The organism is Rhodococcus olei, from assembly GCF_039540555.1.
Taxonomy (GTDB): Bacteria; Actinomycetota; Actinomycetes; order Mycobacteriales; family Mycobacteriaceae; genus Rhodococcus_G; species Rhodococcus_G olei.
This window is the reverse complement of sequence record NZ_BAABFB010000066.1, coordinates 328,432-354,322: the sequence shown is the minus strand read 5'-3', so window position 1 is coordinate 354,322 and position 25,891 is coordinate 328,432. Positions and strand designations below refer to the sequence as shown.

The window sequence follows — 25,891 nt, the reverse complement described above, 5'->3', positions numbered from 1 at the left end:
TCTATTATCGTAGAGGGATCGTGACGCACTGAGAGGATTGAGAGATGCCTCACCACCCGTCCCGTCGAGAGTCGATCTGCGACGCCGCACTGGACCTTGCCGCTGCCGGCGGCAACCACGCGATCACGCACCAGGCGATCGACAGACAACTCGGCCTCGCGAAGGGTTCGACGTCCTACTACTTCCGAACGCGCCACGCCCTGGTCACCGCGGCCGTCACCCACCTCACCGAGCGTTCCCGCGACGCGTTCGGCCGACTCCGCCCCGCCGGCGGGGGCCAACCGACGCCGGACAAGGCCGCCGACCTGATCGCCGACTACGTCGAGACGCTGCTGACCACCCGGCGCCGCGACGTGCTCGCGCGCTACGCGCTGTCGGTCGACGGCGGCACGGACCCGGACATGCGTGCCGCACTGGCAGCGAGCGTGTTCTCGGTGGCGGCGGCGACCGAACTGATGCGCACGCTCGGAGCGGGTGACGCGTCGGGAGCCGCGCGTGACCTGATCAGCCTGCTCGAAGGACTCCTCTTCGACATGACCTGCGGCTCACGCGCTTACGAGAGCTCGGGCGACCCGGATGCGCGTGCTCTCGAGCTTCGCGCCGCGGTCGCGCTCTGGCTCGAGGCGCTCCGCGCCCGGTGACGTGGACGGACCGTCGGCACCTGCCCACACGGCGACGGACCGATGGCGTGGGCGGAGACCTCGGGTCGGGGCCGTCATCGGTGAAGTGCTGCACGGCAAGCCGATTCATCCACCATGGCGGACGCTCCTGCTGCTCGGTCAGCAGGAGGTGTCAATTCATGACAGTGCCCTCCGTCGGCAGGACCTCCGGAATCGTCGCGCTGTGCGAGCCGGGAGCCGCGAACTCGCGCCCGTCTCGATCGACGCACGGCGCGGGGGTCGACGTCACCACGACCGAGCCGATGGAGACGACCCGGATGATGAGGCGACTGCGTGAGCGGAACTGTGCCACCGGTGTGGCCGTGGTCTCGAGACGTTCGAATGTTCCGGCGATCGCGGTCGGTGCGGCCACGAAGCCGGCCGGAGGACGCCCCGGCGGTCCCACCGAGACGGTCACCGCGAATTCGGGCACGCCGGTCGGACCGGGCTGCGTCGGCGCCCCGTCGCGGCGAGGCCGCGCGGTGACGGCCGGGGGCGGGGATTGCCACCGGCCGTGGCGGCGCGGACACTGAAGGCATGGCTGATCGGGAGCAGCGGACGCCCCTGTACGGAATGGTTCTGATCCTCGCCTCGATGTTCGGTGCGTTCGCGGTGAACTACTACGAATTCGGGCCCTACTGGTTCCGGATCGCCGTCTACATCGTCGCGGCGGCGGTGATCCTCGTCGCGGCCGTGATGACGTTCCGGGACTATTCGCGCTGATCCCGGTCCGGCGCCGTCAGTGCAGGCGCCAGAGCGGCGAGACGGGGCCGTGACCCGCGCCGAGGTCGTACGACGCGGCGAGGCAGCGTGTCACCCACTGCTTGCCGAACTCCACCGCGTCCGGCATCGGGTAGCCGTGCGCGAGCGCGCACGCCACCGCGGCGGCCAGCGTGTCCCCGCCGCCGTGATCGTTGCCGGTGTCGATGCGCGGGCTCGTGAACTCGTGGAACGACTCGCCGTCGAACAGCAGATCCGTGGACTCGGTCGAGGTCCGCAGGTGCCCGCCCTTCACCAGCGCCCACTGCGCGCCCAGGTCGTGCAGCGCCTGCGCCGCCCGACGCGCGGACGCGTCGTCGACGACCTCGATTCCGGTGATCAAGCGGACCTCGTCGAGGTTCGGCGTGACGAGCGACGCGAGCGGGATCAGCGTGTGACGCACCGCGTCGAGGGCCTCCGCGTGCAGCAGTGGGTCGCCGTGCATCGACGCGCACACCGGATCCACCACCAGCGGCACCGGCCGGTCCCGGCCGATCCCGACCTCGCCGCACACCCGCGCGACGGACTCGATGATCGCGGTGGACGCCAGCATCCCGGTCTTCGCCGCGCTCACCCCGATGTCACCGACCACCGAGCGCACCTGGTCGGCGACGATCTCGGGCGGGATCTCGTGAAAGCCGCTGACCCCCACCGAGTTCTGCACGGTCACGGCCGCGACGGCGACGCAGGCGTGCACGCCGAGCAGAGCCATCGTGCGGGAGTCGGCCTGGATGCCCGCACCGCCACCGGAGTCGGTTCCGGCGATGGTGAGGACGCGGACGGGCGTCTGCCCGTCGGGGGTCAGCGGCAGCAGGTTCACGAGGAGAGAGCCTATCGAGCCGCCGGGACCACGGGCAGATACACCTGGCCACCGGCCTCGGTGAACTCCCCGGACTTCTCCGCCATCCCGGCCTCGAGGGCCGCGGTGTCGGTCAGCCCGTGTTCCTCGGCGTACGCCCGCACGTCCGCGGAGATCCGCATCGAGCAGAACTTCGGGCCGCACATCGAGCAGAAGTGCGCCGTCTTCGCCGGCTCGGCGGGCAGCGTCTCGTCGTGGTACTCGCGGGCGGTGTCCGGATCCAGCGACAGGGCGAACTGGTCGCGCCAGCGGAACTCGAACCGTGCCGTCGACAGGGCGTCGTCCCGCTCCTGCGCCCGCGGGTGCCCCTTCGCCAGGTCGGCGGCATGGGCGGCGATCTTGTAGGTGATGACACCGACCTTCACGTCGTCCCGATTCGGCAGGCCGAGGTGCTCCTTCGGGGTCACGTAGCACAGCATCGCGGTACCGGCCTGGGCGATCATCGCCGCGCCGATCGCGGAGGTGATGTGGTCGTAGGCCGGCGCGATGTCGGTGGCGAGCGGCCCCAGGGTGTAGAACGGGGCCTCCTCGCACCACTCCTCCTCGAGGCGCACGTTCTCCACGATCTTGTGCATCGGCACGTGCCCGGGGCCCTCGATCATCACCTGCACGCCATGGGATTTCGCGATCTTCGTCAGTTCCCCGAGGGTGCGCAGCTCGGCGAACTGGGCCTCGTCGTTGGCGTCGGCGATCGACCCGGGTCGCAGTCCGTCGCCGAGCGAGAACGTCACGTCGTAGCGGGCGAGGATCTCGCACAGCTCCTCGAAGTGCGTGTACAGGAACGATTCCCGATGGTGCGCCAGGCACCAGGCGGCCATGATCGACCCGCCGCGGGAGACGATGCCGGTGACCCGCTTCGCCGTGAGCGGCACGTACCGCAGCAGGACGCCCGCGTGCACGGTCATGTAGTCCACACCCTGCTCGCACTGCTCGATCACCGTGTCGCGGTACAACTCCCAGGTGAGCTTCGTCGGGTCGCCGCCGACCTTCTCGAGTGCCTGATAGATCGGCACCGTCCCGACCGGGACGGGGGAGTTGCGCAGGATCCACTCCCGCGTCTCGTGGATGTTCTTGCCGGTGGACAGGTCCATGATCGTGTCGGCGCCCCATCGGGTGGCCCACACCATCTTCTCGACCTCCTCGGCGATCGACGACGTGACCGCCGAATTGCCGATGTTCGCGTTGATCTTCACCGCGAACCGCTTGCCGATCACCATCGGCTCGAGCTCCGGATGTTGCCGGTTCGCCGGGATCACCGCCCGGCCCGCCGCGACCTCCTCGCGAACGACCTCCGGTGAAACACCCTCGCGTGCAGCGCAATAGCGCATCTCGTCGGTGATCACGCCGGCGCGTGCCCAGCCGAGCTGGGTGGTCGCGCCGTCCGGCCGCGGCCAGGCCGAACGCACCGGCGGCAGACCGGCCTCGAGATCGATCTGTGCGGAGGTGTCCGTGTACGGCCCGGAGGTGTCGTACAGGTCGAGGTGGTCGCCCGTGCTCAGGTGGACGCGACGCACCGGCACCGACAGGCCGTCGACGTCCAGGTACTGCTTGCTGCTGCCCTCGATCGGGCCGGTGGTGACGGCCGTGCGCGTGGTGTCGGCGCCCGAGACGGCAGCAGTGTCCGTGCCGGAAACGGCAGAGGTGTCCCTCATGGAATTTCTCCCTACGCCGGCATTACCCGGTCAGGTTCATACGGTCGACGGCCCTGCGCGCTCGAAATGAGCTAGCCGTCCTCTCAGCCCGCTGGTGCGAGCCCCCGTGGGTTGTTGAATTGTCGCCCGCGACGATAGCCGCGCGAGTGCGCCCGGCGCCAGTGGGGTCGGTGCGGTCCCCGACGGGTCGGGGTGTTTTCTGCTCGTTCCCTGTCGCGCGGAGGGGGTGCGACTTTATAGTGGCGTGGATCACATTTTCGTTACGGGTGGGTAGGGAGAACGACCGATGATTGCGGACACGCCGACCGCAGAGGTGACCAACAACGCAGCTCAGAGTCGTTTCGAGCTGTGGCTCAACGGGGACCTCGTCGGCATCCTGGGCTATTACGACCTGGACACGAACGGCGGGACCATCCGGACGAAACGGACGACGGCCGCGCCCGTCGTCTCCTTCCTGCACACCGTGATCGTGGAGGACTTCGGACACCGCGGGCTGGCCGCCGTGATGGTGCGGCGCGCGCTCGACGCGGCCCGCGAGTACGGGTGGCGGGTGCGGCCCGTCTGCACGTACCTGCAGCGGTTCGTCGCCGCGAACCCCGACTATCGGGACATGCTCGTCCCGGTGTGAGGAGTCCGCCGGGCGGCGATTCGGCCACGATTCCGCGAAGGATGGGCGACAACTCGGCAGACCGGCGCTCGTCGGGCGGCGGATCGGTTCCCGCCCTGCTTGCATGGATGTGCACGAGGAGGTGGAGCACATGTTCAAGCGGCACATCGCGGCGGTCCCTCCGGTGACGCACCCTGTCACCGCGCTCGCCGACCCCGACCTGGCCCAGGTCGAGGACAACCCGGCGCACTCCCGATTCGACCTCTGGGTCGACGGCGAGCTGGTCGGCATCCTCGGCTACCGCCGGGTCGACGACGTCGACGGAGTTCCGGGGTTCGGTGCCGCGGTGGCCCTGATGCACACGGTTGTCACCGAGGACCACGGTGGCCGCGGCTGGGCAGCCGTCCTCGTCCACGAGGTGCTCGAGGAGGCCCGGGTGCGGGGGTGGCGGCTGCACCCGGTCTGCACCTACGTGCAGCGGTACCTCGGCGTCCACACCGAGTACCTGCCGCTGCTCGACGAGGCCGTCTGACCGGACGGTACGGCACGATCTGGTCGGCGCCGCAGGCGTGCTCCCGCAATAGAATCGAAGGCAGAGGGTCGTGTCGATCCCTCTGCATCTCGAGGAGGTGAGTGCATCATGTCGACAGCGAACCTGCCGATCGAGAAGCACCCTGACATTGCTGCGTTACGCCATCGCTACGACGAGGCCGCGAGCAATCCGGTGACGCAGACCAACGAGGGTCTGCTCATGCTGGCAGGCCTCTACATGGCCGCCTCGCCGTGGATCGTCGGATTCCACGGCACGACCGCGCTGATGGTCAGCAACCTGATCACCGGTTGCGCGGCCGCACTGCTCGCGTTCGGTTTCGCGGCGGCGCTGGGCCGACTGTACGGGTTGGCATTCGCGATGCCGGTTCTCGGCGTGTGGATGATCATCTCGCCGTGGGTCGTCGTGGGAGTGTCGACGACCGCCGGAATGATCTGGTCCAACGTCGCCTGCGGGGCGGTGGTGGTGGTACTGGGTCTCGGTCTGATGGGAGTGGGGTTCATGCGCGCCCGCGGGTGAGGCGCCGGGAGGCCCGCGCCGACGGGTCCAGGGGTGAGAACAGCGGGGGCGGTCCGGTGACACGGCCGCCCCCGACCTGTGGCCGGGATCAGGCCAGTTCGACGATCACCGGGGCATGATCGCTGGCGCCCTTGCCTTTTCGTTCCTCGCGGTCGATGGACGCGCCGGTCACCCGGGCCGCCAGCGCCGGCGACGCGAGCTGGAAGTCGATCCGCATGCCCTGCCGCTTCGGGAACCGCAACTGGGTGTAGTCCCAATAGGTGTACACGCCGGGACCCGGTGTGTGCGGCCGGGTGACCTCGGTGAACCCGACCTCCTCGAACGCGAGGAACGCGTCCCGCTCCGGCTGCGACGTGTGCGTCTTGCCCTCGAACAGCGCCGGCTCCCACACGTCCTCGTCGGTCGGGGCGACGTTCCAGTCGCCGACGAGCGCGATCTGCGCGTTCGGGTCGTCGGCCAGCCACTTCGCGGCATCGTCGCGGAGAGTCGCCAGCCAGTCCAGCTTGTACACGTAGTGCGGATCCGACAGCTCACGGCCGTTCGGCACGTACAGGCTCCACACCCGCACCCCGCCGCACGTCGCGCCGATCGCGCGGGCCTCGACGACCGGGGTCGCGATGTCGAGGCCGCCGTCGGCCGGCTTCGCGAAGCCGGGCTGGCCCTCGAACCCGACCTGCACGTCCTCGAGCCCGACCCGGGAGAGGATCGCCACGCCGTTCCACTGGCTCAGGCCGACGTGCGCGACCTCGTAGCCGAGGTCCGTGAACCGCTCCGTCGGGAACTGGTCGTCGCGGCACTTGGTCTCCTGGATGGCCAGCACGTCCGTGTCGGAGCGCGTCAGCCAGTCCACGATCCGGTCGGTCCGGGCCCGAACCGAGTTCACATTCCACGTCGCCAGTCGCACACCCGCAGCGTAGCGCCGCCCACCGACGCCGCCGCCCCGTGGGTGACGGGGCGACGGAGTCGGGAGCGGTCAGTGCTCCGGCGCCGTCGCGTAGCGGTAGCGGTGGTGGTCGACCATCCCCAGCGTGCGGTACAGCGCGATCGCCGCCGCGTTGCCGGCTTCGACCTGGACGTAGGCGTGCGTCGCGCCGTGGTCGCGACCCCACCGGATCATCTCCGCGCAGATCAGCAGGCCGAGGCCCCGGCGCCGGTGCTCGGGCGCCACCTCGACGGCGGCCAGGCCGACCCAGCGCCGCCCGTCCGGGGCCTCGGTGATCGCGGCCCGGGTGATCGCCAGCAGTTCGGTGTCCGGGCTGCCGAGGGCTCCGAACCCGAGCTCGCCGTCCCGGACCGCGGACAGCACGTCCGGCGCCGGCGCAGGCAGCTCGGCGCCGCGGTAGTGGTACAGCGGCAGCCAGTGCGGCCCCACCTCGCCGGTCACCGAGACCAGCGACTCGCCCGCCGGCAGGGTCAGATTCGCGATGTCGGCGGCCAGCACCTGCACGTCGGCCGACACCGTCCAGCCGTCCGGCGGGGATCCGAGCCGGTCCGGCAGCAGCAGCGTCAGCGGTTGCCCCCGCTCGGCGTACCAGGCCCGCAACCGGTCCAGGGTGTCGCCCGAGTTGAGGTCGCCGATCCGGTGCGCCTGCCCCAGCGGTGCCGCGGCGTTGGCCCGCCGGGTGAACCCGCCGCCGTGCCGGGCCAGCCAGCCGTCGATCCAGGCCTGCTCGGTGCCCGGCCAGCCGTCCGCGGCCGCCAGCTCCAGCGCGCGGATCTCCCGCGTCGCGACCGGACGCGCACCGATCGCCTTCAACGCGACCACCTGGTCGGGCGAGACCTGCACGACGCGCCCGTCCGGGGCGTGCACGACGACCGCCGGGGTCAGCGCCACGAGTTCGCCGATGATGTCCGTCAGCGGCTGCGGGTACCCCGGGGGCAGCTTGTAGCGCAGCACGACCCGGTTGCCGAGCCGCGGCTCCGTCCGGTCCGGGTCGGTGGCGACCCGGCGGTGTCGGCCTTCCCCGTCGGGGGTGTCAGTCATCGTGGCCGAACGGATCCTCGACGGTGCCCGGCGTCCAGCTCAGGCCGGGGACGCCCCAGCCCGAGCGCTTGATGATCTTCTTCGCGGCGCGGGCGTTGCGGCCGATCAGCACGTCCGTGTAGAGGAACCCGTCCAGGTGCCCGACCTCGTGCTGCAGCATCCGGGCGAAGAACCCGGTGCCCTCGATCTCGACCGGATCGCCGTTCAGGTCGACGCCGGTCACCTTCGCCCAGTGCGCGCGGCCGGTCGGGAACTGCTCGCCCGGCACCGACAGGCAGCCCTCCTCGTCGTCGTCCGGGTCCGGCATCGTCTCGGGGATCTCCGACGTCTCCAGCGTCGGGTTGATCACCTCACCACGCCGGCGGGCGCCGTCCGGGTCGGCGTCGTAGTCCGGGCAGTCGTAGACGAACAGGCGCAGCCCGACACCGACCTGGTTGGCGGCCAGGCCCACGCCGTTCGCGGTGTCCATGGTGTCGTACATGTCGGAGACGAGCTCGGCGATCTCGGACAGCGGCTGCGTCACCGGTTGGGTCGGCTCGTGCAGAACCGGGTCGCCCACGATCCGAATCGGAAGAATTGCCATGTTGTCAGAGGATAGTGCCGCGTTCGTCCGACCTCGGATGCGGCGGTCCGTGCGGGCGACGCGCCCGCTGTCGTGAACCCGGAACCCGTCAGTCGGCCGTGGTTGAATGATGCCCGGAAGCACAGGGTTGTAATTCGCCTCACTGGCCGGTCCGCCGGCCCGGGAGGCCGGGGAGCCTCAGGTTTCGCTGAGTTGTTGGGCGAGAGCTCGAAGTTGAGGAGTGAGATGGACGGCGCAGCCGCGCGTAGCCGGAATTCGCAGCCCACCGACCACCAGGACGCGCACGAGGTCGGGGAGGACGGCCTCACTCGACGCGACCACGACATCCTGTCCTTCGAACGCCAGTGGTGGAAGTACGCGGGCGCGAAGGAGGACGCGATCAAGGAACTCTTCGGCATGTCCGCGACGAGGTACTACCAGGTCCTCAACGCGCTGGTGGACCGCCCCGAGGCGCTCGCCGCGGACCCGATGCTCGTCAAGCGTCTGCGTCGGCTGCGCGCGAGCAGGCAGAAGGCGCGCGCGGCACGCCGACTCGGGTTCGACGTCACCTAGATGCCGCAGACCATGCGCAGGCCCGTAAGGTCGAGACCGTGAGCACCCCGCAGCCAGTTCCGTCGGGACCGCCGCTTCGCGCGCTCGCGATGGTTCTCATCGCGCTCGCGATCGCCTTCGCGGGTATCGGCGCGATGACGCTGTCCAGTTCGGACAGCGCCTCCCCGGCGGTCGACGTCGTGCCCAGCGTGGCCCCCGTGAAGGCGGCGCCCAACAGTCCGGGCGCCTCGGCGCGGCCGACGACCCCGGCGCCGAGCGCCAGCACCGCCGCCGCAACGGCGACCCCGCCGGCCGCGAGTGCGGCGGTCGACCGCGCCGCGGTCCCGGTCCGGGTGTTCAACAACAGCACGGTCAGCGGACTGGCCGCCCAGACCGCAGGCACCCTCGAGTCGCGCGGCTGGACCGTGTCGGAGACCGGCAACTACAGCAGCGGCAACGTCGCCAAGACCACGGCGTTCTACAGCGCGAACTCGGCGCAGGAGAAGCAGGCCGCGCAGGCGATCGCCTCCGAACTGGGGATCTCCGCGGAGCAGCGGTTCTCCGGCATCGCCACCGCGTCCCCCGGCGTGATCGTGATCGTCACCTCGCCGTAGCCGGCGCCGTCGACGGGTCAACTATCCAACGTCGTAGACCGCCGGTCGGCCGGTTCCCCCGGCTGGCTATGATCAGTGCACTTCCAGCCCATCTCGAAGGAGCGGTTTGATGGCCTTGCTTTCCCGACGCGACTCGCAGACGACACGGTCTGGCCGCGTGTCCCTGCGCGTCGTCGCCCCGATGGTTGCGATCGCGGCGGCGGGCCTCACCGCGTGCAGCCCGCCCAACCAGGAGGCGAGCGACGTCCCCGGCACCACCCCCGCCGTGTGGACCGGAATGCCCGCGCCCGCAGGCGCGCCCGGCTCCGGTGGCCAGGCCGGTGAGGGCGCCGAGTCCGCAGACCGGATCAACACCGTTCTGCAGGGCGCGGACGGCAAGGCCGCCGGCACCGCCACCTTCGTCAGCAACGGCGACACCGTGATCGTCACCGTGTCCGCGCACGGCCTGCAGCCCGGCTTCCACGGCCTGCACGTCCACTCGGTCGCCAAGTGCGAGGGCGACTTCACCTCCGCAGGCGGACATTTCCAGGCCGAGGGCCACACCGGACACCCGCAGAGCGGTGACCTCAGCTCGCTGCTGGTGCGCCAGGACGGCACCGCGGACCTGACCGTCACCACCGACGCGTTCACGATCAAGGACCTCCAGAACAAGGGCGAGGGCACCGCGCTCGTCGTGCACTCCGGTGCCGACAACTTCGGCAACATCCCCACCCGCTACGCGCCCGCGCCCGACCAGGCCACCCTCGACACCGGCGACGCCGGGTCGCGCGTCGCCTGCGGCGTTCTGAAGTAGCCCCACGCGTCACCCGCGGTGACATCGCCCGAGCAAGCCGCGCGGTGACATCGCCCGAGTAACCCGCGACGCCGCGACCGGACGCAGCTGGCCACGTGCCAGTTCCCGGTCGCGGCGTCGTCGTCTCCGCTGTGATTGGATTCGGCTGTGGCAGTCCATTTCGCCGGTTCGCCCCGGCCCACGATCGGTGTCGAATGGGAGGTCGCGCTGGTCGACCCGGCCACGCGCGACCTGTCGAACACCGCTGCGCGGGTCCTGGCCGCCGCGGACGAGCTCGCGGACGGGGGACCGCCGCGGTTGCACAAGGAGTTCCTCCGCAACACCGTCGAACTCGTCACCGGGATCTGCGACACGACCGCCGAGGCGATGGACGACCTGCGCGAAACGATGACCCTGCTGCGACGTGCCGCGGCCCGCGAGAACGTCGAACTGATGTGCGCGGGCACCCACCCGTTCGCCCAGTGGTCCACCCAGCAGGTCACCCCGAACCCGCACTACGACGAGATGATCGAACGCACCCAGTGGTGGGGGCGGCAGATGCTGATCTGGGGTGTGCACGTGCACGTCGGCGTCTCGTCGGCGGAGAAGGTGTTCCCGATCATCAACGCGCTGCTGGTGAAGTACCCGCACCTGTTGGCGCTGTCGGCGTCCTCGCCGATGTGGGCGGGCGTGGACACCGGGTACGCGAGCAACCGCGCCCTGATGTTCCAGCAGCTCCCGACCGCCGGGCTGCCGTTCCAGTTCGAGACGTGGGCCCAGTTCGAGGGGTTCGTGCACGACCAGATGAAGACCGGGGTCATCGAACGGCTCGGCGCGCTGCACTGGGACATCCGGCCGGCCCCGCAGTGGGGCACGATCGAGGTCCGGGTCTGCGACGGGGTGTCCACCCGTGCCGAACTCGAATCGCTGGTCGCGCTGATCCACTGTCTCGTCGTGCACTTCGACCGGCAGCTCGAGGCCGGCGCCGACCTGCCGGGAATGCCGCCGTGGCACGTGCAGGAGAACAAGTGGCGCGCCGCCCGCTACGGCCTCGACGCCGAGGTCATCCTCGACGCCGACAGCAACGAGCGGCTCGTCACCGACGACCTCGCGGACCTGCTCGAACAGCTCGCCCCGCTCTCCCGCGAGCTCGGCTGCGCCGACGAACTGTCCCGGGTCGCCGACATTCCGCGGCGCGGTGCCTCCTATCAGCGGCAGCGCGCGGTCGCGGCCGCGCACGGCGGTGACCTGACCGCGGTCGTCGACGCCCTGGTGCGCGAACTCGACAGTTAAGTCCCAGTTCACGCACCGTTTACTATGTACGGATGCTGATCGACGACGCGCCCGTCTCCACGGTGTGGCGGCGCGCGGGTGGGACCCATGCCGTAGCGACCGCCGCCACCGTCGCGGTCGTCGCCGCGATGGTGGTCCTGCAGGTCGTCGCGTCCCGGTCCGGCTTCGAGGGCCCGTTGCAGTCCCTGGCCCACGACTTCGCCGGCACGCCGAAGTCGATGTCGGTGCCGTGGGCCGGGCTGGCGCTGGGACTGGTCGGGCTGACCAACCGGCAACGGGTCGTCGCGGTCGCCGCGGCCGTCGGGATCGACCTCGTCGTGCTCGCCGGTCGGCTGATCGCCGGTTCCGGCGTCGCGGCCGGAACCGGACCGACCTGGGTGCTCGCCGGGATCGCCGTCGTCGCCGCCGTCCGCTGGACGGGCGAGCGCCGCGCCGGCGCCCTGCTCGGGGTCGGGCTCGGGGCCCTGCTGATCGCGGCCACCAAGATCGGCGACGTCTGGCTGCAGATCACCGTGATGGCCCGGCCCGCGGTTCTGGACCAGTACGTCGAACTCGCCGACCGTGCGCTCGGCAGCCCGTCGTGGGTGATGGGGCAGGTCGTGGACGCCGTCGGACCCGCCGGGTACGGCGTCCTGCACTGGGTCTACATCGAGTTGCCGGTCGCGGCGATCGTGGTCGCGCTGTACCAGGTCCGGGGCGGGTGGCCCGCGCACCACCTGGTGCGCACCTTCCTCGCGATCGGCCTGATCGGCCCGCTGTTCTACCTGCTGTTCCCGGTCGTCGGACCGGACTTCGCGTTCGGCGCCGCGGGCGAGGGCGCGCAACTCGGCACCTACTGGCCGACGACCGTCCCCACCTTCACCGACCCGGTGTCGTTCGTGTTCGACAACGCCGCGCCCCGCAACTGCATGCCGAGCCTGCACACCGCGTGGGCGCTGGCGATCTTCGTGCACTCGCGGCGCGGGCCGCTGTGGCTGCGCTGGGGCGGCACCTTCTGGCTGGTGTGCACGCTGACGGCGACACTCGGCTTCGGCTACCACTACGGCGTCGACCTGGTCGCAGGGGTCGTGCTCAGCCTGACCATCGAATCCGCGCTGCGGGACCCCGAACGCGGCTGGGGCCGGTTCCGGATCCGGCTCGTGGTCGGCGGGGCCGTCGCCTTCGCGGCGCTGCTCGCGAGCTACCGCTACCTCGCGGAGCCGATCGCCGCGGTTCCCCTCGTCTCGGCGCCGCTGATCCTCGGCGTGATGGGCGCGGTCGTCGTCGCCTTCCACGCCACCTTCTTCGCGGCGCCCGACTCGGCGCTCGGGCGCTGGGGCGGACGGGACGCCGACACCACCGCGGTGGCCGTCGGGTAGGTCGTCGAGATCGACGCGGACCCCGGTGTCGTGTTCCCGCTACCCGCGGGGCCGGGGCTCCTTCTCGCGGTCGAGGTCGCCGATGATGCCCATGCCGTCACGGCTGCGCTGTTCCCGGTAGGCGACGCGGCCGACGGTGTGCGCGATGACGGGCGCGGTGAGCAGGGTGAACAGACCGACGAGCACGAGCATCCAGATGTCGACGTTGCCGCGCAGCCGGATCACGGCCCCGACCAGGACCAGGACCAGGCCGATGACCTGCGGTTTGGTCGCCGCGTGCATGCGGGAGAGGGTGTCGGGGAAGCGGACGATGCCGATCGCGGCGGTCATCGCGAGGAGTGCGCCGAGGAGGATCGCGGTGGCGGCGAGGACGTCGAGTGCGGTGCTCACTGGTCGTCCCTCACCCGGAACCGGGCCACCGACACCGAGCCGACGAACCCGACCAGCGACAGGGCGACGATCGCCGGCACCAGGGTGGTGTCCATGCTGAGCGCCGCCCACAGTGTGAGCCCGCAGATCGCGACCGCGACGAGGGTGTCCATCGCGACGAGCCGGTCGAGTGTGTGGGGGCCGGCGAGCAGTCGGTAGGAGGTCATCACCGCGGCGACCGACAGCATCACCCCGGCGATCACGAGCACGGTCGTCACTCAACTCTCCCTTCGGGTCGAGGGGGCGGGGTCGTCGGCGTACCCGGGCGACGGCGCCCACTCGGATTCGCGTTCGAACGACGCGATGAACAGCGCTTCGAGCCGGCGGACGGAGCGGTGGAACTGCCGGACCGCCTTGTCGGTGCCGACGTCGAGGACGTGCACGTACACCATGCGTTTGACCTGGTCGACCTCCAGCACCATCGTGCCGGGGATCAGGTTCAGCAGGTCGACACAGAGGGTGAGCACCAGGTCGGACTTGATCGCCAGGCGCACGCGCAGCACCCCGGTCACCGGCGGCGGTCCCGGCTTGACGGCCAGCCAGGCGACCTGCGCGCTGGACTGCGCGGCGTACCAGAGGCCCAGCCCGGTCAGTTTCACCAGGGACCACGGGTGCAGGCGGCCCTCGACGGGCACCCGGGGCAGCGGCAGCAGCACGGTGATCAGCGTCGCGACGACCAGACCGCCGACCACGTTGGCGACCGAGAGGTTGCCCCACAGCAGGATCCACACCAGCGTCAGCCACGTCAGCGACCCGGCGCGCAGCGCGATCGCCCGGGTCATCGGCCCGCTCCCGCCGCCGTGGCCGGTTCCTCGTGTGCGCTGCCGGGCCCGAGGACGGCGTCGACGTACACCGACCTGTCCTGCAGGTCGGTGGCGGCCCGGTCGGTGACCGCCACGATCTGGCCGGCGAACACCGTCAACGCGAGTCCGACACCGACCAGCGCGATCGTCGGCAGCAGCATCAGCGCGGGCATCCGTCCGACGTCCTCGCGGTCGACGAACGCGATGTCCTGTTCGGATTCGTCGATCAGCGCGGACGGGCTGACGTCGGCGAGGTCGCCCTCGGGGGCGTCGGCGCGGGCCCGCCAGAACGCCTTCGTCCACACGCGGGCCACCACGTACAGCGTGAGCAGGCTGGTGATCGTGCCGCCGGCGACGAGCACCCACGACAGCACGCTCGGGTGCGCGGCACCGGCCTGCAGCAGCGCGATCTTGCCGATGAACCCGGAGAACGGCGGGATGCCGCCGAGGTTGAGAGCCGGGATCAGGAACACGATCGCCAGGACCGGGCTGGCGGCGGCGAGGCCGCCGAGGCGCCGCAGCGACGACGAGCCTGCCTGGCGCTCGATCAGGCCGACGACGAGGAACAGCGTGGTCTGCACCAGGATGTGGTGCGCGACGTAGTAGATGGCGCCGGACAGGCCCTGCTGGGTGGACAGCGCGATCCCGAACACCATGTAGCCGATGTGGCTGACCAGGGTGAACGAGAGCAGACGTTTGATGTCGCTCTGCGCGATCGCGCCGAGGATGCCGACGATCATCGTCAGCAGGCCGCACACCATCAGCACGTCGTCGAGCTCGCCCTGCGGGAACAGCAGCGTGTGGGCGCGGATGATCGCGTACACGCCGACCTTGGTGAGCAGTCCGGCGAACACGGCGGTGACCGGGGCCGGTGCGGTCGGGTAGGAGTCGGGCAGCCACGTCGACAGCGGGAAGACCGCCGCCTTGATGCCGAACGCGACGAGCAGGACCCCGAAGATCGCCATCCGGGTACCCTCGGGGATGTCGTCGAACCGCACCGCCATCTGCGCCATGTTCAGGGTGCCGGTCGCGCCGTAGGCGAGGGCGATGCCGATCAGGAAGATCAGCGACGACACCATCGACACCATCACGTAGGAGACGCCGGCCCGCACCCGGTCGGCGCTGGCGCCGAGGGTGAGCAGCACGAACGACGCCGCCAGCAGCACCTCGAACCCGACGTACAGGTTGAACAGGTCCCCGGCCAGGAAGGCGTTGGAGATGCCCGCCGCCAGCGCCAGGTAGGTCGGCAGGAAGATCGACACCGGTTGGCGTTCGGTGCCGTCGTGGATACCCTGCCCGACCGCGAACGCCATGACCGCGAGCAGCACGATGTACGAGACGACGAGCATGATCGCCGACAGCCGGTCGACGACGAGGGTGATCCCGATCGGCGAATCCCAGCCGCCGACCTGCAGCGCGAAGATGCCGTCGCGGTCGGCCAGGTACAGCAGCAGGCACGACACGACCAGGCCGGCGACCAGCGCCAGGATCGTCACCGTCCGCTGGAACCGGGGCCGGCGGCCGGCGATCAGCGTGACCGCGGCGGCCAGCATCGGGATCAGCACCGGCAGCGGGGTCAGCGGCGCGATCAGGGTGGCGGGCAGCGTCACCTCCGCTCACCTCCCGGTGTCGGGGCCGACTCGTCGGCGCGGGGGTCGTCGTCCCCGTACGGGTCGAACTCGTCGAAGTCGCCCTCGCGGAGGTCCTCGTACACCTCGAGGTCCTCGAGGTTCGTGAGCTGGTCGAGTGGGATCGGGTTGCCCTTGTCGTCGAAGGCGTCACCGCTGAACGTGGCGTCGCCGGTGATCGGGTCGTCGGACCGGTCGTGGTCGGGGGCCTCGGCGGGGCCGCGCCGCCGCAGCACCTTGGTGTCCTCGACGTCGTCGTCGACGGCGTCCTTGGTGTTGATCTTGTAGGACCGGTAGGCCAGGGCCATCACGAACGCGGCGATGCCCATCGTGATGACGATCGCGGTCAGGATCATCGCCTGCGCGAGTGGATCGGCCATCGTGTCGTAGACCGCATTGCCGCGGCCGACGATCGGGGCGCGGCCGGGTGGACCGCCGACCGAGAGGACCAGCAGGTTCACACCGTTGCCGAACAGCATCAACCCGAGCAGCATCTTCGTGATGGACCGCTCCAGCAGCATGTAGACGCCGCACGCGACGAGCACGCCGATGACGACGAGGAAACCGAGGTTGACGCTCACCGGACCACCACCGACTCGTCCTCGGACTCGGGCCGGGTCTCGACCTCCGAGTCCAGGCGGGCGCCGAGGCTGCGCAGGACGTCGAGCACCAGGCCGACCACGATCAGGTACACGCCGAGGTCGAAGAACAGCGCGGTCACCAGCTTGATGTGGCCCAGCAGCGGCAGCGTGACCTCGATCGTCGCCGACGACAGCGGGGGAGCGCCGAGGAACAGCGACGTCAGCGCGGTGCCCGCGGAGAAGATCAGGCCCAGGCCGAGGATCTTGCCCGCGTCGAACGGGACGGTCTCGCCGAGCTCGTACCGGCCGCCCGCGAGGTACCGCAGCACCAGCGCGAGGCCGGCGGTCAGCCCGCCGGCGAACCCGCCGCCGGGTGCGTTGTGCCCGGAGAAGAAGAAGTACACCGACAGCACCATCATCGTCGGGAAGATCATCCGGGTGGTGACCTCGAGGATCAGCGACCGGTGCCGCGGGTCGATCAGGTCGCCGCCGCGCAGCCACGTCGTCTCGGTCGCCGGGGACTCGAACTCGGGGACGTCGGCGACCCGGGGGGCGGTGCCGAAGCGGCGGGTCCGGAACACCAGCGACGCGACGCCGGTCGCGGCGACCAGCAGCACGCAGATCTCGCCGAGCGTGTCCCAGGCGCGGATGTCGACGAGCAGCACGTTGACCACGTTCTTGCCGTTGCCGACGTGGTACGCGAGGTCGGGCATGTGGACCGAGATCGGCTCGGCGGTGCGGGCGTTCATCGCGAACGCGCCGAGTGCGGTGACGGTCGCGCCGACCGCGACACCGAGCAGCGCGCGTGCCGGCTTGAACCCGACGGACTGGCGTTCGTCGATCTCCGCGGGCAGCTTGCGCAGCACGAGCACGAAGACGACCAGGGTGAGGGTCTCGACGAGGAACTGTGTCAGGGCGAGATCGGGGGCGCCGTCGAGGGCGAAGATGACGCCGCAGCCGTAGCCGGTGACGCCGGTGAGGATCACCGCGGCGAGCCGGTTGCGCATCACGGTCGCGGCGAGGGCGGCGGCGATCATGATCAGGCCGGTCGCGAACTGGATCGGCGACTCCCACAGCCGCAGCCGGACCGCGGTGTCGGTGCCCAGCACCAGCAGGATCGTCGGCAGCAGGACCAGCGTGACGAGGATGATCGCCTGCGTCAGCGGCAGCGAGCCGCGCTGGGTGGCAGCGGTCATGCGAGTCGACAGGGTGTCCATGCCGCGCAGCGTCGCGTCGTAGACGTGTTCGGCGTTGCCGAGCGGCGGACGCTCGAACCGCAGCCGGCTGATCCGGCTGTGCACCAGGTAGAGCGCGACACCGCCGACGACGACGAGGACCGTCAGCCACAGCGCGAGGCCGAAGCCGTGCCAGAGGGCCAGGTGGTAGTCACCGTGGTCGCCGGACGGCAGACTCTGCGCGTAGGCGCTGAGCAGGGTGTCCATCACCGGCGAGATCAGGCCGGTGACCAGCCCGGCCGCCGCGAGCACGGCGGGGACCGCGAGGAACAGCGGACCGGCCGGGTGCATGTTCGCCACCGCCGCGCTGGGCCGCGCGAGCTGTTTGCGGCCGAACGCGCCCCAGATGAAGCGGATGCTGTACGCGACCGTCAGGACGGAGCCGGCCACGATGCCGGCGAGTTCCAGGGTGCGGACGCTCGGATCGAGCACCGACGCGGTCGCGACCGCCTCCAGCGCGCCCTCCTTCCCGACGAACCCGAAGAACGGCGGCAGCCCGGCCATGCTGGCGGCGGCCGCGATCGCGATCGTGCACAGCACCGGAGCGTGTTTGCCGAGGTGCGCGAGTTTGCGGATGTCGCGGGTGCCGGTGGTGTGGTCGACGATGCCGACCACCATGAACAGTGCGGCCTTGAACATCGCGTGCGCGACGACCAGCGCGATGCCGGCGAGGGCGGCGTCGCGGGTGCCGGTGCCGACCAGGACCGTGAGGAACCCGAGCTGGCTGACGGTGCCGAACGCGAGGATCAGCTTCAGGTCGAATGCCCGCATCGCGCGCCAGCCGCCGAGCAGCATGGTGCCCAGGCCGAGGGTCAGGACGGTGACCCGCCACGGCGGGGAGTCGGCGAACCCGGGCGCCAGGCGGGCGATCAGGTAGATGCCGGCCTTGACCATCGCGGCGGCGTGCAGGTAGGCGCTGACCGGGGTCGGCGCGGCCATCGCCCCCGGCAACCAGAAGTGCATCGGGATGATCGCGGACTTCGACAGGGCGCCGGCCAGCACCAGCACGACGGCGACGGCGGTGAGCGTGCCGCCCGGGGGGTTCTGCAGCAGCACCGACAGCTGGTAGCTGCCGCCGACCTGGCCGAGGATGATGAACCCGACCAGCATCGCCAGGCCGCCGGCCGTGGTCACCAGCAGCGCCTGGGTGGCGGCACGCCGGCTCGACGCGCGTTCGGCGTAGTGGCCGACGAGCAGGAACGACAGGATCGTCGTCAGTTCCCAGAACGTGTAGAGGATGAGCATGTTGTCGCTGGTGACCAGGCCGAACATGGCTCCGGCAAACGCGACCATCTCGGCCGCGAAGATCCCGAGACGGGTCTCGTCGTTCTCGAAGTACCGGGCGCAGTAGATCAGCACCAGGGCGCCGATCCCGAGGATCAGGGCGGACATGATCGCGGCCAGCGAGTCGAACCGCATGTCGATGTTCATCGACAGTCCCGGAGCCCAGGTGATGTGCAGGCTCTGCTCGGTGTTCCAGTTGGCGATCACCCACACCAGTGACGCGGCCGGCACCAGCGACAGCGGCAGAAATGCGTTGCGCCCCATTGTTCGCACGACGGCAGGCGCCAGAACGGCGGCGATTGCGTGGGCGAACAACACAGCGAGCAAGGGCACTCCGTCGGGGTCGTGTGCGGGTGTCGGCGGGGTGTCGATACGCCCGGGAGCATCTCGGGCGACCGGTGTCCAGTTTACGGGACACGAATGTTCGCGGTGCACGCGGCAGCCGCCTACGGTGGTGCAATGGCCGAGATCAGGACCGTCGCGCTCGCCCACGTCAGGGATCGCAAGCTGCTGCAGGCGCGGTCGGTGGGCAAGACCGCCTTCTACATGGCCGGCGGCAAGATCGATCCCGGGGAGACGCCGGAACAGGCCCTGCACAGGGAGATTCGTGAGGAACTCGACGCCGGGATCGTCGCCGGCACCCTCGCGGAGCTCGGCGTGTTCGAGGCGGAGGCGTTCGGGCATCCGCCGGGCACCCGGCTGCACATGACGTGCTTCGTCGCCGACCTCACCGACGAGCCGACCGCGACCAGCGAGATCGCCGAACTGCGCTACTTCACCACCGACGAGTACGCGGCGATGCCGGAGTCCGCGCCGGGGTCGCGGCTGGTGTTCGAGCATCTGCGGTCACTGGACCTGGTGGACTGAACGGCACGGCGCGTACGGCGAAGGAGGGCCGGGTGATCTTCACGGCCGCCACACTCGACGGGATCGTCGCCGGAGTCGTGACGCTCGCCTACCGGCGGTGGGATCGGCCTCGGGTCCGGGCCGGCGGCAGCCAGCGCACCCGGATCGGTGTGGTCGCGTTCGACGCGGTCGATCCGGTCGACCCCGGCGACGTCGCCGACGCCGATGCGCGGGCGGCGGGCTTCGACTCGGCGGCGGCGCTGCTGGCGTTCGTGGACAGGAAGGCACACGGACCGAACCTGTACCGGATCCGGTTGCGTCTCGCCGGGCCGGACCCGCGCGCCGCGCTCCGGGAGGACACCGAGCTGACCGACGACGACCTTGCGCTGCTGCGGCGCCGAATGGCACGGATGGACGCGAACGGTCCGTGGACCGAGGCGACGCTGCGGCTGATCGACGCCCGCCCGGCCGTCGTCTCGACCGAGCTGGCCCCGGCGGTCGGGATGGACCGCCCGACGTTCAAACAACGGGTGCGCCGGTTGAAGGAACTCGGGCTGACCGAGAGCCTCGACATCGGCTACCGGATCAGTCCGCGGGGCCGCGCCGTGCTCGATCGCTGGGACGATCACGGGTAGACGCGCCGCGGAAGCGACCCGTCCCGCCTCCGACAGGACTAGATTCGGCAGGCATGGGCTCGCCTCGATTGTCGAGACGTGATCTTCTCCGCGGTGCCGCGGTCGGACTCGGCGCCGCCGCGGTCGGTTCGTTCGGTTCCGGTTCCGGTGCCGCCGCGGCCGGGCCGGGTGGGGGACGCACCGCGATCGTGATCGGCAGCGGGTTCGGCGGTGCGGTCGCGGCGCTGCGGCTCGGCCAGGCCGGGTTCATCACGACCGTCCTCGAACGCGGACGCCGCTGGCCGATCGACCCGGGCGGGAACACCTTCGCCACGTTCGACGCCCCGGACGGTCGCGCGGCATGGTTCAGCACCCGGCCACCGATCAATCCGCTGACCCAATACCAGTCGATTCCGCGCTACGCCGGCGTGGTCGAGGAGATCCAGGGCAACGGCATCATGTCCGTCCACGGGGCCGGCGTCGGCGGCGGGTCGCTGGTGTTCGGGGCCTACACGGTGCAGCCGCGCCGCCGTGACTTCGAGCAGATCTTCCCGCGGTCGATCGACTACGGCGAACTCGACCGCGTGTACTTCCCGCGGGCCAAGTCCGTGCTCGGGACCTCGCCGCTGCCCGCCGACCTGCTGGCGCGCCCCGAGTACGTGGGTGCGCGGTCCTGGCTCGCGGACATCGCGGACTTCGGCGGCACCCCCACGTTCCACGACTTATGCGTCGACTGGGATCTGGTGCGTGCCGAGTTCGCGGGCACCCGGCGCAAGTCGATCTCCGTGGCCGAGGGGCCGTACGGCATCAACTCGGGCGCCAAGAACAGCGTGGACCACAACTACCTCCCGCGCGCGGAGGCGACCGGCAATGTGACCGTGCTTCCCCTGCACGAAGCGGTGTCCATCCGGGAAGCGCGGGGCCGCACCGGATTCGAGGTGACGGCACGGGAGATCGACGAGCACGGAACGGATCTCGGGATGCACACCTTCGTCGCCGAGCGCCTGTTCCTGGCGGCCGGGTCGTTCCACACGACCGCGCTGCTCGTCACCGCGCGGGCCACCGGGACGCTGCCGCGACTGAGCCCGGAGGTGGGGCAGGGGTTCGGCAACAACGGCGACTTCCTGATCTCCCGGGTCATGAACCGCCGCGAGTACGGCTCGAAGCAGGCCGGCCCGGGCGTGGCGCTGCTCTACGACGACGCCGACCCGGACGGGTCGGTGTCGATGTCGTGGCAGGCCGCTCCGTTCCCGGAGATCGCCGGCGGGCACACGAGCACGAACCTGATCCAGGCGATCACTCCCGACCGCGGCTCGATCGACTGGAACCACTCGACCGGTTCCGTGGAGTTGAACTACCCGTACCCGGAGGGTGTCAGCGACCTCGACGTGCGCGCGGCCCGGTTCGCCGGACGGTTCCACGACCGTGCCGACGTGCGGTACGGCTATCCCGCGAACGGCGTTCCGGTCCACACCAGGCTCGCCGGATTCGGCAGCGCCGCGACGTACCACGGCCTCGGCGGAGTCGTGATGGGGCGGGCCGCCGATCACGACGGCCGGGTCCACGGCTACGACGGCATGTACGTCGTCGACGGGGCGCTGATCCCCGGATCCGTCGGACTCGTCAACCCGTCGCTGACGATCACCGCGATCGCGGAGCGGTGCATGGACCGCTTCCTCACCGGGAAGGGGTGACCCGATGCGTACTCGTCCGGTAGCGGTCGCGGCGTTCGGTGCCGCGTTCGTCGGTGCGGCGGTGGTCGCCAATCGGCTTGCCGGCAAACCGGTTCCGTTCCTGCGATGGTCGGTGCTGCGGTTCCTGCTGTCCGGTCGTCGGCTGCTCCGGGAGGGGCGGGTCGGCGACGGCCGCGAGGAGGCCCTAGCCCGGCACGTGCTCGCGACGGTGCCCGCCGGGGACGTGGACGCGACGATCGCCGCGATCGACGACTTCGCCCGCCACACCAGCTTCCTGATGAACGTCGGTGACGAGAAGGGCGTGATCCTCGAGGACGCCGTGCGGCGAGCACGACCGAAGGTGCTGCTCGAGCTCGGCGCCTACTGCGGGTACAGCGCGTTGCGGGCCGTCCGGGCGGCCCCGCCGGACGCCCGGCTGTACTCGGTGGAGATCAGCCCCGCCAACGCCGACGTGGCGCGCCGGGTGTGGGCGCACGCCGGGATGGCGGACCGGATCACCGCCGTCGTGGGGTCGATCGACGACGGCGGCCGGACGCTCGACGCGCTGGGATTCGGTTCCGGCACTGTCGACTTCGTGTTCCTCGACCATCTGAAGTCGGCGTACCTGCCGGACCTGCGGTCGATCCTCGGTGCCGGCTGGCTGCATCCCGGGTCGGTCGTCGTCGCCGACAACGTCCGGATCCCCGGCGCCCCGGACTATCTCGCCTACATGCGCGGCCACGAGGGCACACTGTGGCGAACCACCGAACATCACGCGCACGTGGAATACCAACGGCTGCTGCCGGATCTGGTCCTCGAGTCGAGCTGCCTCGGCGGCCACCCGACACCTCCGGCCGGCGCCGGCTGACGTCGAGGAGGGGGGATCCGCGGCGGGCCACGGGCCGATCCCGTGGCCGCTCACTCCCGATTCAGGGTCGCCTCCTCGAGGTCGAGTTCGCGCAGCACCTGCCGCAGTACCTGGTCGTCGATTCGTCCACGGTCGCGTTCGGCGATGAACACCTTCCGCTCGGTGTCCAGCATCTGCAGACGCAGCGCGCGGAACGCGGCCGACGGGCTCTCGCCCAACTCGTCCGCGCTGCGCCCGAGTCGCTCCCACGCCGCGTTGGCGCGGTGCTCGCTCCAGGTACGCAGGATCTCCGCGGCCCGCTGACGGACGGCGGCGGGGTCCCCGTCGCCGCTGTCGACCAGGCTGTCGAGCACCTCCGTCGCGGCCCGAGCGGCCTTGTCCTGCGCGGCGGCCAGCGCCACCGCGTCCGTGCGGCGTTCCTCCTGGTTTCCGACCCCGAGCCGGGTGATCAGCCACGGCAGTGTCAGCCCGTGCAGGAGGATCGTGCCGACGACGACGGCGAAGGTGATGAACAGAATCATCTCGCGCTCGGGGAAGGGGGCGCCCGAACCGACGGTCAGCGGGATCGCGAAGGCCGCGGCCAGCGAGACCACACCACGCATGCCGGACCACGCGACGATGAACACCGCCCGGAGACTCGGGGCCGGCTCCCGCTCGCGGATCCGCGCGGACAGCATGCGGGGGACGAAGGTCGCGGGATAGACCCACAGCAGCCGGACCGCGATCACCGTGAGGAGCACGGCAACGGAGGCGCCGACGACGCCGGCCACACTGCGGCCGTGGAGCCCCTGGACGACGCTCGGCAACTGCAGCCCGATCAGCAGGAAGACGAACGATTCGAGGACGACGTCGACGGCCTTCCACACCGCGGTGTCCTGCAGACGGGTCGCGTACCCGGCGCGAGTCGATCGCTGGCCCAGGTACAGGCCCGCGACGACGACCGCGATCACTCCGGAACTGTGCGCGGCCTCGGCCGCCAGGTAGGCGACGAAGGGGACCAGCAGCCCGATCCCGCTCTCCATCACCGGATCCGAGAGCCGTGAACGGATCGCGGCGACGACGATCCCCACCGCGATGCCGACCAGCGCGCCGCCGATCGCGGCACCGAGGAAGATGCGCACCCCCTCGGCGAGGGTCACCCCGGTGCCGACCGCCGCCGCGAGTGCGACGCGGTACGCCGTCAGCGCGGTCGCGTCGTTGAGCAGGCTCTCGCCGCCGAGCAACGTCATGATCCGGCGGGGCAGGCCGAGTCGTCGTCCGATCGCGCTGGCGGACACCGCATCCGGTGGCGCCACGACCGCCCCCAGCACCAGTGCGGCAGCGAGGGGCAGCTGCGGAACGGTGAGGTAGGCGACCACCCCGACAGCGGCGGTGGTGGCCAGCGGCAGACCGACCGCCAGCAGCCCGACGGCGCGCGCGTTGCGGCGGAGCGCGAGCGGCGAACTGTCCAGTGCGGCCGAGTAGAGCAGCGGCGGGAGCACCGCGTACAGCACCAGATCGGGATCGAGTGCGGTGTCGGGGAGCCCGGGGATCTGCGACCCGACCAGTCCGACCGGGACCAGCAGCAGCGGCGCCGACCAGTTCAGACGCCGCGCGAGGGCGGCGGTGAGCAGCGCCGCCACCGCGACGGCGAGCAGGGCCACGTTCACGGCGGTCTCCGTCCGTCGGCCGGATGTGTGGATATCGCTCCCAGCAGCATGCAGGATGGGAGGTGATGAAGAGAGTCCTCCGACGTGCGGCCGACCGCATTCGGGTCGGATCCGCGGGTTCGGCTCCCGCCGAGCGCTGCGACGAACTGGCCGCGATTGCCGGACCGGATCCCGAGCCGCGCACCCCCGGCGTCTGCGAGGACTGCACGGCGCTCGGCGAACACAACTGGGCGCACCTGCGGATGTGCCTCACCTGCGGTCACGTCGGATGTTGCGACTCGAGCCCCCACCGGCACGCGACCGCGCACTTCGAGCAGACCGGACATCCCGTCATGCGGTCGCACGAGCCGGGCGAGACGTGGCGGTGGTGCTACCGGCACGCGGAAATGGGCTGACCGGGGCGCCGCCGACCGCCTGCTTGACCGTCGGCCCGGATGGGACGAGCCTGGGACGTGGGGGCAGAAGTGAGGCGTCCCGTGGTCGATGACGCGAATCGTGCGAAGCGACCGGTGAGCGCGGCGCTGGCCGGGCCGTACGGGCATCCGTTCCACCCGATCCTGGTCACGGTGCCGATCGGGGCGTGGGTCGCGAGTCTGATCTTCGACATCGCGTCCCGGGTTGTCGATCACCCGGAATTCCTCGCCCAGGGATCGGTCTGGCTGATCGCGATCGGCGTGCTCGGCGCGCTGGCCGCAGCGATGATCGGTCTACTCGACCTGCTGGCCATCCCGACGGGCACTCCGGCTCTCCGCACCGGCCTCGTGCACATGAGTCTCAATCTCGTGGTCACCGCCGCGTACGCCGTGAACTTCGTCTGGCGGCGTTCCGGCTACGGCGAGCCCCACGCGGTCGGCGCCGGGCAACTGGGGCTGTCGGCGTTGAGCCTGGCCGTGTTGGGGGTGTCCGGCTATCTCGGCGGCAAGCTCGAGTACCGCTACGGCGTGCGGGTGGCCACCGAGGCGACCCAGGCCGAGGGCTTCGCCGACCTTCGCGCCTCGGACGCCGGCCAGGCCTGACCATCGTCCGGCCGCCGGCTCGTCACGCTCATCAAGGAGACCGACATGGGAATCGCGGCCCTCGTCCTCTGGATCCTCGCTGCCGGCGGAGGATCCGTGCTGCTTGCCACGTGGATCGCCAAAGGCGGCGCCCGGCAACCGACGACCAGTCGCCTCTCGCCGGGCCTCGTCTTCGGACACTTCGCGCTGGCGGGCGCCGGTCTGATCGTCTGGATCATCTACCTCGTCACCGACACGACCGCCCTCGCGTGGGTCGCGTTCGCCGCGCTGGTGGTCGTCGCCGTACTGGGACTGACCATGTTCATCCGGTGGATCCCGTCCTACCGGGCCGGCTCGGCCACCCGGCCCGGGTCGGTGAAGGAACCGGGAACGGAAGCACCACCGGAGAAGCACTTCCCCGTCGCCGTCGTGGCCGGCCACGGGGTGTTCGCCGTCGCGACGGTGGTGTTGGTCCTCCTGGCCGCGCTCGGCGTCGGCAGCTGACCGGATTCGCGGTCCCCGCATGCGGGGGTTGCGTCACGCCGG

General features: G+C 70.8%; 29 protein-coding genes. 17 read left to right on the top strand and 12 right to left on the bottom strand.

Features of this window, described 5'->3' with window-relative positions; all coding sequences use genetic code 11:
* Nucleotides 1-44 precede the first annotated feature (44 nt).
* Nucleotides 45-641, top strand: coding sequence for a TetR/AcrR family transcriptional regulator (locus tag ABD951_RS22690; protein ID WP_345350580.1), 597 nt, complete (start codon nt 45-47; stop codon nt 639-641).
* 555 nt (nt 642-1,196) lie between these two features.
* Nucleotides 1,197-1,382, top strand: coding sequence for a hypothetical protein (locus ABD951_RS22685; RefSeq protein ID WP_345350577.1), 186 nt, complete (start codon nt 1,197-1,199; stop codon nt 1,380-1,382).
* 16 nt (nt 1,383-1,398) lie between these two features.
* Here the strand turns inward: ABD951_RS22685 and thiD are convergent, their stop codons facing one another.
* Entirely contained in the window at nt 1,399-2,238 is an 840-nt protein-coding gene (gene thiD / locus ABD951_RS22680; protein ID WP_345350574.1) for a bifunctional hydroxymethylpyrimidine kinase/phosphomethylpyrimidine kinase, read from the bottom strand.
* An 11-nt stretch (nt 2,239-2,249) separates the two neighbouring features.
* Nucleotides 2,250-3,929, bottom strand: coding sequence for a phosphomethylpyrimidine synthase ThiC (thiC, locus tag ABD951_RS22675; RefSeq protein ID WP_345350571.1), 1,680 nt, complete (start codon nt 3,927-3,929; stop codon nt 2,250-2,252).
* Between the two features lie 286 nt (nt 3,930-4,215).
* Between thiC and ABD951_RS22670 the strand changes: the two genes are divergently transcribed.
* The 3 genes from ABD951_RS22670 (at nt 4,216) to ABD951_RS22660 (ending at nt 5,605) form a co-directional block, all read left to right on the top strand.
* Entirely contained in the window at nt 4,216-4,557 is a 342-nt protein-coding gene (locus ABD951_RS22670) for a GNAT family N-acetyltransferase (protein WP_345350568.1), read from the top strand.
* A gap of 103 nt (nt 4,558-4,660) precedes the next feature.
* On the top strand, nt 4,661-5,068 hold the full coding sequence (locus ABD951_RS22665) for a GNAT family N-acetyltransferase (protein WP_425569917.1): 408 nt from the start codon (nt 4,661-4,663) through the stop codon (nt 5,066-5,068).
* A 108-nt stretch (nt 5,069-5,176) separates the two neighbouring features.
* A complete protein-coding gene (locus ABD951_RS22660; protein ID WP_345350565.1) occupies nt 5,177-5,605 on the top strand; it encodes an SPW repeat protein in 429 nt (142 codons plus the stop codon).
* An 88-nt stretch (nt 5,606-5,693) separates the two neighbouring features.
* Here the strand turns inward: ABD951_RS22660 and ABD951_RS22655 are convergent, their stop codons facing one another.
* From ABD951_RS22655 to ABD951_RS22645, 3 genes are all read right to left on the bottom strand, one after another.
* Nucleotides 5,694-6,509: an exodeoxyribonuclease III gene (locus ABD951_RS22655; RefSeq protein ID WP_345350562.1), complete on the bottom strand. Its 816-nt coding sequence runs from the start codon at nt 6,507-6,509 to the stop codon at nt 5,694-5,696.
* A gap of 69 nt (nt 6,510-6,578) precedes the next feature.
* On the bottom strand, nt 6,579-7,589 hold the full coding sequence (locus ABD951_RS22650; RefSeq protein WP_345350559.1) for an N-acetylglutamate synthase, CG3035 family: 1,011 nt from the start codon (nt 7,587-7,589) through the stop codon (nt 6,579-6,581).
* The gene (locus ABD951_RS22645; protein WP_345350556.1) at nt 7,582-8,172 is read right to left on the bottom strand and encodes a peptide deformylase; all 591 of its coding nucleotides are present in this window, start codon (nt 8,170-8,172) and stop codon (nt 7,582-7,584) included. The genes ABD951_RS22650 and ABD951_RS22645 overlap by 8 nt, the downstream gene beginning before the upstream one ends.
* Nucleotides 8,173-8,397: 225 nt before the next feature.
* On the opposite strand from ABD951_RS22645, the gene napA reads away from it, so the two are divergent.
* The 5 genes from napA (at nt 8,398) to ABD951_RS22620 (ending at nt 12,740) form a co-directional block, all read left to right on the top strand.
* Nucleotides 8,398-8,724, top strand: a complete 327-nt coding sequence (napA, locus tag ABD951_RS22640) for a nucleoid-associated protein NapA (protein ID WP_345350553.1) — start codon at nt 8,398-8,400, stop codon at nt 8,722-8,724.
* Nucleotides 8,725-8,762: 38 nt separating this feature from the next.
* A complete protein-coding gene (locus ABD951_RS22635; RefSeq protein ID WP_345350550.1) occupies nt 8,763-9,317 on the top strand; it encodes a LytR C-terminal domain-containing protein in 555 nt (184 codons plus the stop codon).
* 109 nt (nt 9,318-9,426) lie between these two features.
* Entirely contained in the window at nt 9,427-10,110 is a 684-nt protein-coding gene (gene sodC / locus ABD951_RS22630; RefSeq protein WP_345350547.1) for a superoxide dismutase[Cu-Zn], read from the top strand.
* Nucleotides 10,111-10,257: 147 nt separating this feature from the next.
* Nucleotides 10,258-11,382, top strand: a complete 1,125-nt coding sequence (locus tag ABD951_RS22625; RefSeq protein WP_345350544.1) for a glutamate--cysteine ligase — start codon at nt 10,258-10,260, stop codon at nt 11,380-11,382.
* A 32-nt stretch (nt 11,383-11,414) separates the two neighbouring features.
* Nucleotides 11,415-12,740 (top strand): phosphatase PAP2 family protein, encoded by a 1,326-nt coding sequence (locus tag ABD951_RS22620; protein ID WP_345350541.1) that lies wholly within the window; start codon nt 11,415-11,417, stop codon nt 12,738-12,740.
* 39 nt (nt 12,741-12,779) lie between these two features.
* Here ABD951_RS22620 and mnhG read toward each other — a convergent pair whose 3' ends face one another.
* From mnhG to ABD951_RS22590, 6 genes are read right to left on the bottom strand one after another with little or no spacing between them, the layout of a single operon-like run.
* Nucleotides 12,780-13,130, bottom strand: coding sequence for a monovalent cation/H(+) antiporter subunit G (mnhG, locus tag ABD951_RS22615; protein WP_345350538.1), 351 nt, complete (start codon nt 13,128-13,130; stop codon nt 12,780-12,782).
* Nucleotides 13,127-13,387 carry a monovalent cation/H+ antiporter complex subunit F gene (locus ABD951_RS22610; protein WP_345350535.1) on the bottom strand — a complete coding sequence of 87 codons (261 nt, stop codon included), beginning with the start codon at nt 13,385-13,387 and terminating at the stop codon, nt 13,127-13,129. The genes mnhG and ABD951_RS22610 overlap by 4 nt, the downstream gene beginning before the upstream one ends.
* Entirely contained in the window at nt 13,388-13,951 is a 564-nt protein-coding gene (locus tag ABD951_RS22605) for a Na+/H+ antiporter subunit E (RefSeq protein WP_345350532.1), read from the bottom strand. It lies immediately after the preceding gene.
* Nucleotides 13,948-15,582, bottom strand: a complete 1,635-nt coding sequence (locus ABD951_RS22600) for a Na+/H+ antiporter subunit D (RefSeq protein ID WP_345350529.1) — start codon at nt 15,580-15,582, stop codon at nt 13,948-13,950. The genes ABD951_RS22605 and ABD951_RS22600 overlap by 4 nt, the downstream gene beginning before the upstream one ends.
* A complete protein-coding gene (locus ABD951_RS22595; RefSeq protein WP_345350526.1) occupies nt 15,579-16,181 on the bottom strand; it encodes a Na(+)/H(+) antiporter subunit C in 603 nt (200 codons plus the stop codon). The genes ABD951_RS22600 and ABD951_RS22595 overlap by 4 nt, the downstream gene beginning before the upstream one ends.
* Entirely contained in the window at nt 16,178-19,027 is a 2,850-nt protein-coding gene (locus ABD951_RS22590) for a Na+/H+ antiporter subunit A (RefSeq protein WP_345350523.1), read from the bottom strand. Before ABD951_RS22590 ends, ABD951_RS22595 begins: the two co-directional genes overlap by 4 nt.
* A 132-nt stretch (nt 19,028-19,159) precedes the next feature.
* On the opposite strand from ABD951_RS22590, the gene ABD951_RS22585 reads away from it, so the two are divergent.
* From ABD951_RS22585 to ABD951_RS22570, 4 genes are all read left to right on the top strand, one after another.
* Nucleotides 19,160-19,567, top strand: a complete 408-nt coding sequence (locus ABD951_RS22585; protein ID WP_345350521.1) for an NUDIX hydrolase — start codon at nt 19,160-19,162, stop codon at nt 19,565-19,567.
* Nucleotides 19,568-19,599: 32 nt separating this feature from the next.
* A complete protein-coding gene (locus ABD951_RS22580; protein ID WP_345350518.1) occupies nt 19,600-20,181 on the top strand; it encodes a hypothetical protein in 582 nt (193 codons plus the stop codon).
* A 53-nt stretch (nt 20,182-20,234) separates the two neighbouring features.
* On the top strand, nt 20,235-21,854 hold the full coding sequence (locus ABD951_RS22575) for a GMC oxidoreductase (RefSeq protein WP_345350515.1): 1,620 nt from the start codon (nt 20,235-20,237) through the stop codon (nt 21,852-21,854).
* Between the two features lie 61 nt (nt 21,855-21,915).
* The gene (locus ABD951_RS22570) at nt 21,916-22,701 is read left to right on the top strand and encodes an O-methyltransferase (protein ID WP_425569923.1); all 786 of its coding nucleotides are present in this window, start codon (nt 21,916-21,918) and stop codon (nt 22,699-22,701) included.
* A 50-nt stretch (nt 22,702-22,751) separates the two neighbouring features.
* On the opposite strand, the gene ABD951_RS22565 is transcribed toward ABD951_RS22570, so the two are convergent.
* Entirely contained in the window at nt 22,752-24,350 is a 1,599-nt protein-coding gene (locus ABD951_RS22565) for a Na+/H+ antiporter (protein WP_345350509.1), read from the bottom strand.
* 65 nt (nt 24,351-24,415) lie between these two features.
* Here ABD951_RS22565 and ABD951_RS22560 point away from each other — a divergent pair, with 65 nt between their 5' ends.
* The 3 genes from ABD951_RS22560 to ABD951_RS22550 all read left to right on the top strand — a co-directional run bounded on the left by ABD951_RS22560 (nt 24,416) and on the right by ABD951_RS22550 (nt 25,849).
* Nucleotides 24,416-24,745, top strand: a complete 330-nt coding sequence (locus ABD951_RS22560; RefSeq protein ID WP_345350506.1) for a UBP-type zinc finger domain-containing protein — start codon at nt 24,416-24,418, stop codon at nt 24,743-24,745.
* Between the two features lie 114 nt (nt 24,746-24,859).
* Nucleotides 24,860-25,366, top strand: coding sequence for a DUF2231 domain-containing protein (locus tag ABD951_RS22555; RefSeq protein WP_345350503.1), 507 nt, complete (start codon nt 24,860-24,862; stop codon nt 25,364-25,366).
* A 45-nt stretch (nt 25,367-25,411) separates the two neighbouring features.
* Nucleotides 25,412-25,849 carry a hypothetical protein gene (locus tag ABD951_RS22550; protein ID WP_345350500.1) on the top strand — a complete coding sequence of 146 codons (438 nt, stop codon included), beginning with the start codon at nt 25,412-25,414 and terminating at the stop codon, nt 25,847-25,849.
* The last annotated feature ends 42 nt before the right edge of the window (nt 25,850-25,891 follow it).

Coding starts and splice junctions, on each gene's coding strand:
- ABD951_RS22690 (WP_345350580.1), top strand. CDS start 45: ATGCCTCACCACCCGTCCCGTCGAGAGTCGATCTGCGACGCCGCACTG.
- ABD951_RS22685 (WP_345350577.1), top strand. CDS start 1,197: ATGGCTGATCGGGAGCAGCGGACGCCCCTGTACGGAATGGTTCTGATC.
- thiC (WP_345350571.1), bottom strand. CDS start 3,929: ATGAGGGACACCTCTGCCGTTTCCGGCACGGACACTGCTGCCGTCTCG.
- ABD951_RS22670 (WP_345350568.1), top strand. CDS start 4,216: ATGATTGCGGACACGCCGACCGCAGAGGTGACCAACAACGCAGCTCAG.
- ABD951_RS22665 (WP_425569917.1), top strand. CDS start 4,661: ATGGATGTGCACGAGGAGGTGGAGCACATGTTCAAGCGGCACATCGCG.
- ABD951_RS22660 (WP_345350565.1), top strand. CDS start 5,177: ATGTCGACAGCGAACCTGCCGATCGAGAAGCACCCTGACATTGCTGCG.
- ABD951_RS22650 (WP_345350559.1), bottom strand. CDS start 7,589: ATGACTGACACCCCCGACGGGGAAGGCCGACACCGCCGGGTCGCCACC.
- ABD951_RS22645 (WP_345350556.1), bottom strand. CDS start 8,172: ATGGCAATTCTTCCGATTCGGATCGTGGGCGACCCGGTTCTGCACGAG.
- napA (WP_345350553.1), top strand. CDS start 8,398: ATGGACGGCGCAGCCGCGCGTAGCCGGAATTCGCAGCCCACCGACCAC.
- sodC (WP_345350547.1), top strand. CDS start 9,427: ATGGCCTTGCTTTCCCGACGCGACTCGCAGACGACACGGTCTGGCCGC.
- ABD951_RS22620 (WP_345350541.1), top strand. CDS start 11,415: ATGCTGATCGACGACGCGCCCGTCTCCACGGTGTGGCGGCGCGCGGGT.
- ABD951_RS22605 (WP_345350532.1), bottom strand. CDS start 13,951: ATGACCCGGGCGATCGCGCTGCGCGCCGGGTCGCTGACGTGGCTGACG.
- ABD951_RS22585 (WP_345350521.1), top strand. CDS start 19,160: ATGGCCGAGATCAGGACCGTCGCGCTCGCCCACGTCAGGGATCGCAAG.
- ABD951_RS22575 (WP_345350515.1), top strand. CDS start 20,235: ATGGGCTCGCCTCGATTGTCGAGACGTGATCTTCTCCGCGGTGCCGCG.
- ABD951_RS22560 (WP_345350506.1), top strand. CDS start 24,416: ATGAAGAGAGTCCTCCGACGTGCGGCCGACCGCATTCGGGTCGGATCC.
- ABD951_RS22550 (WP_345350500.1), top strand. CDS start 25,412: ATGGGAATCGCGGCCCTCGTCCTCTGGATCCTCGCTGCCGGCGGAGGA.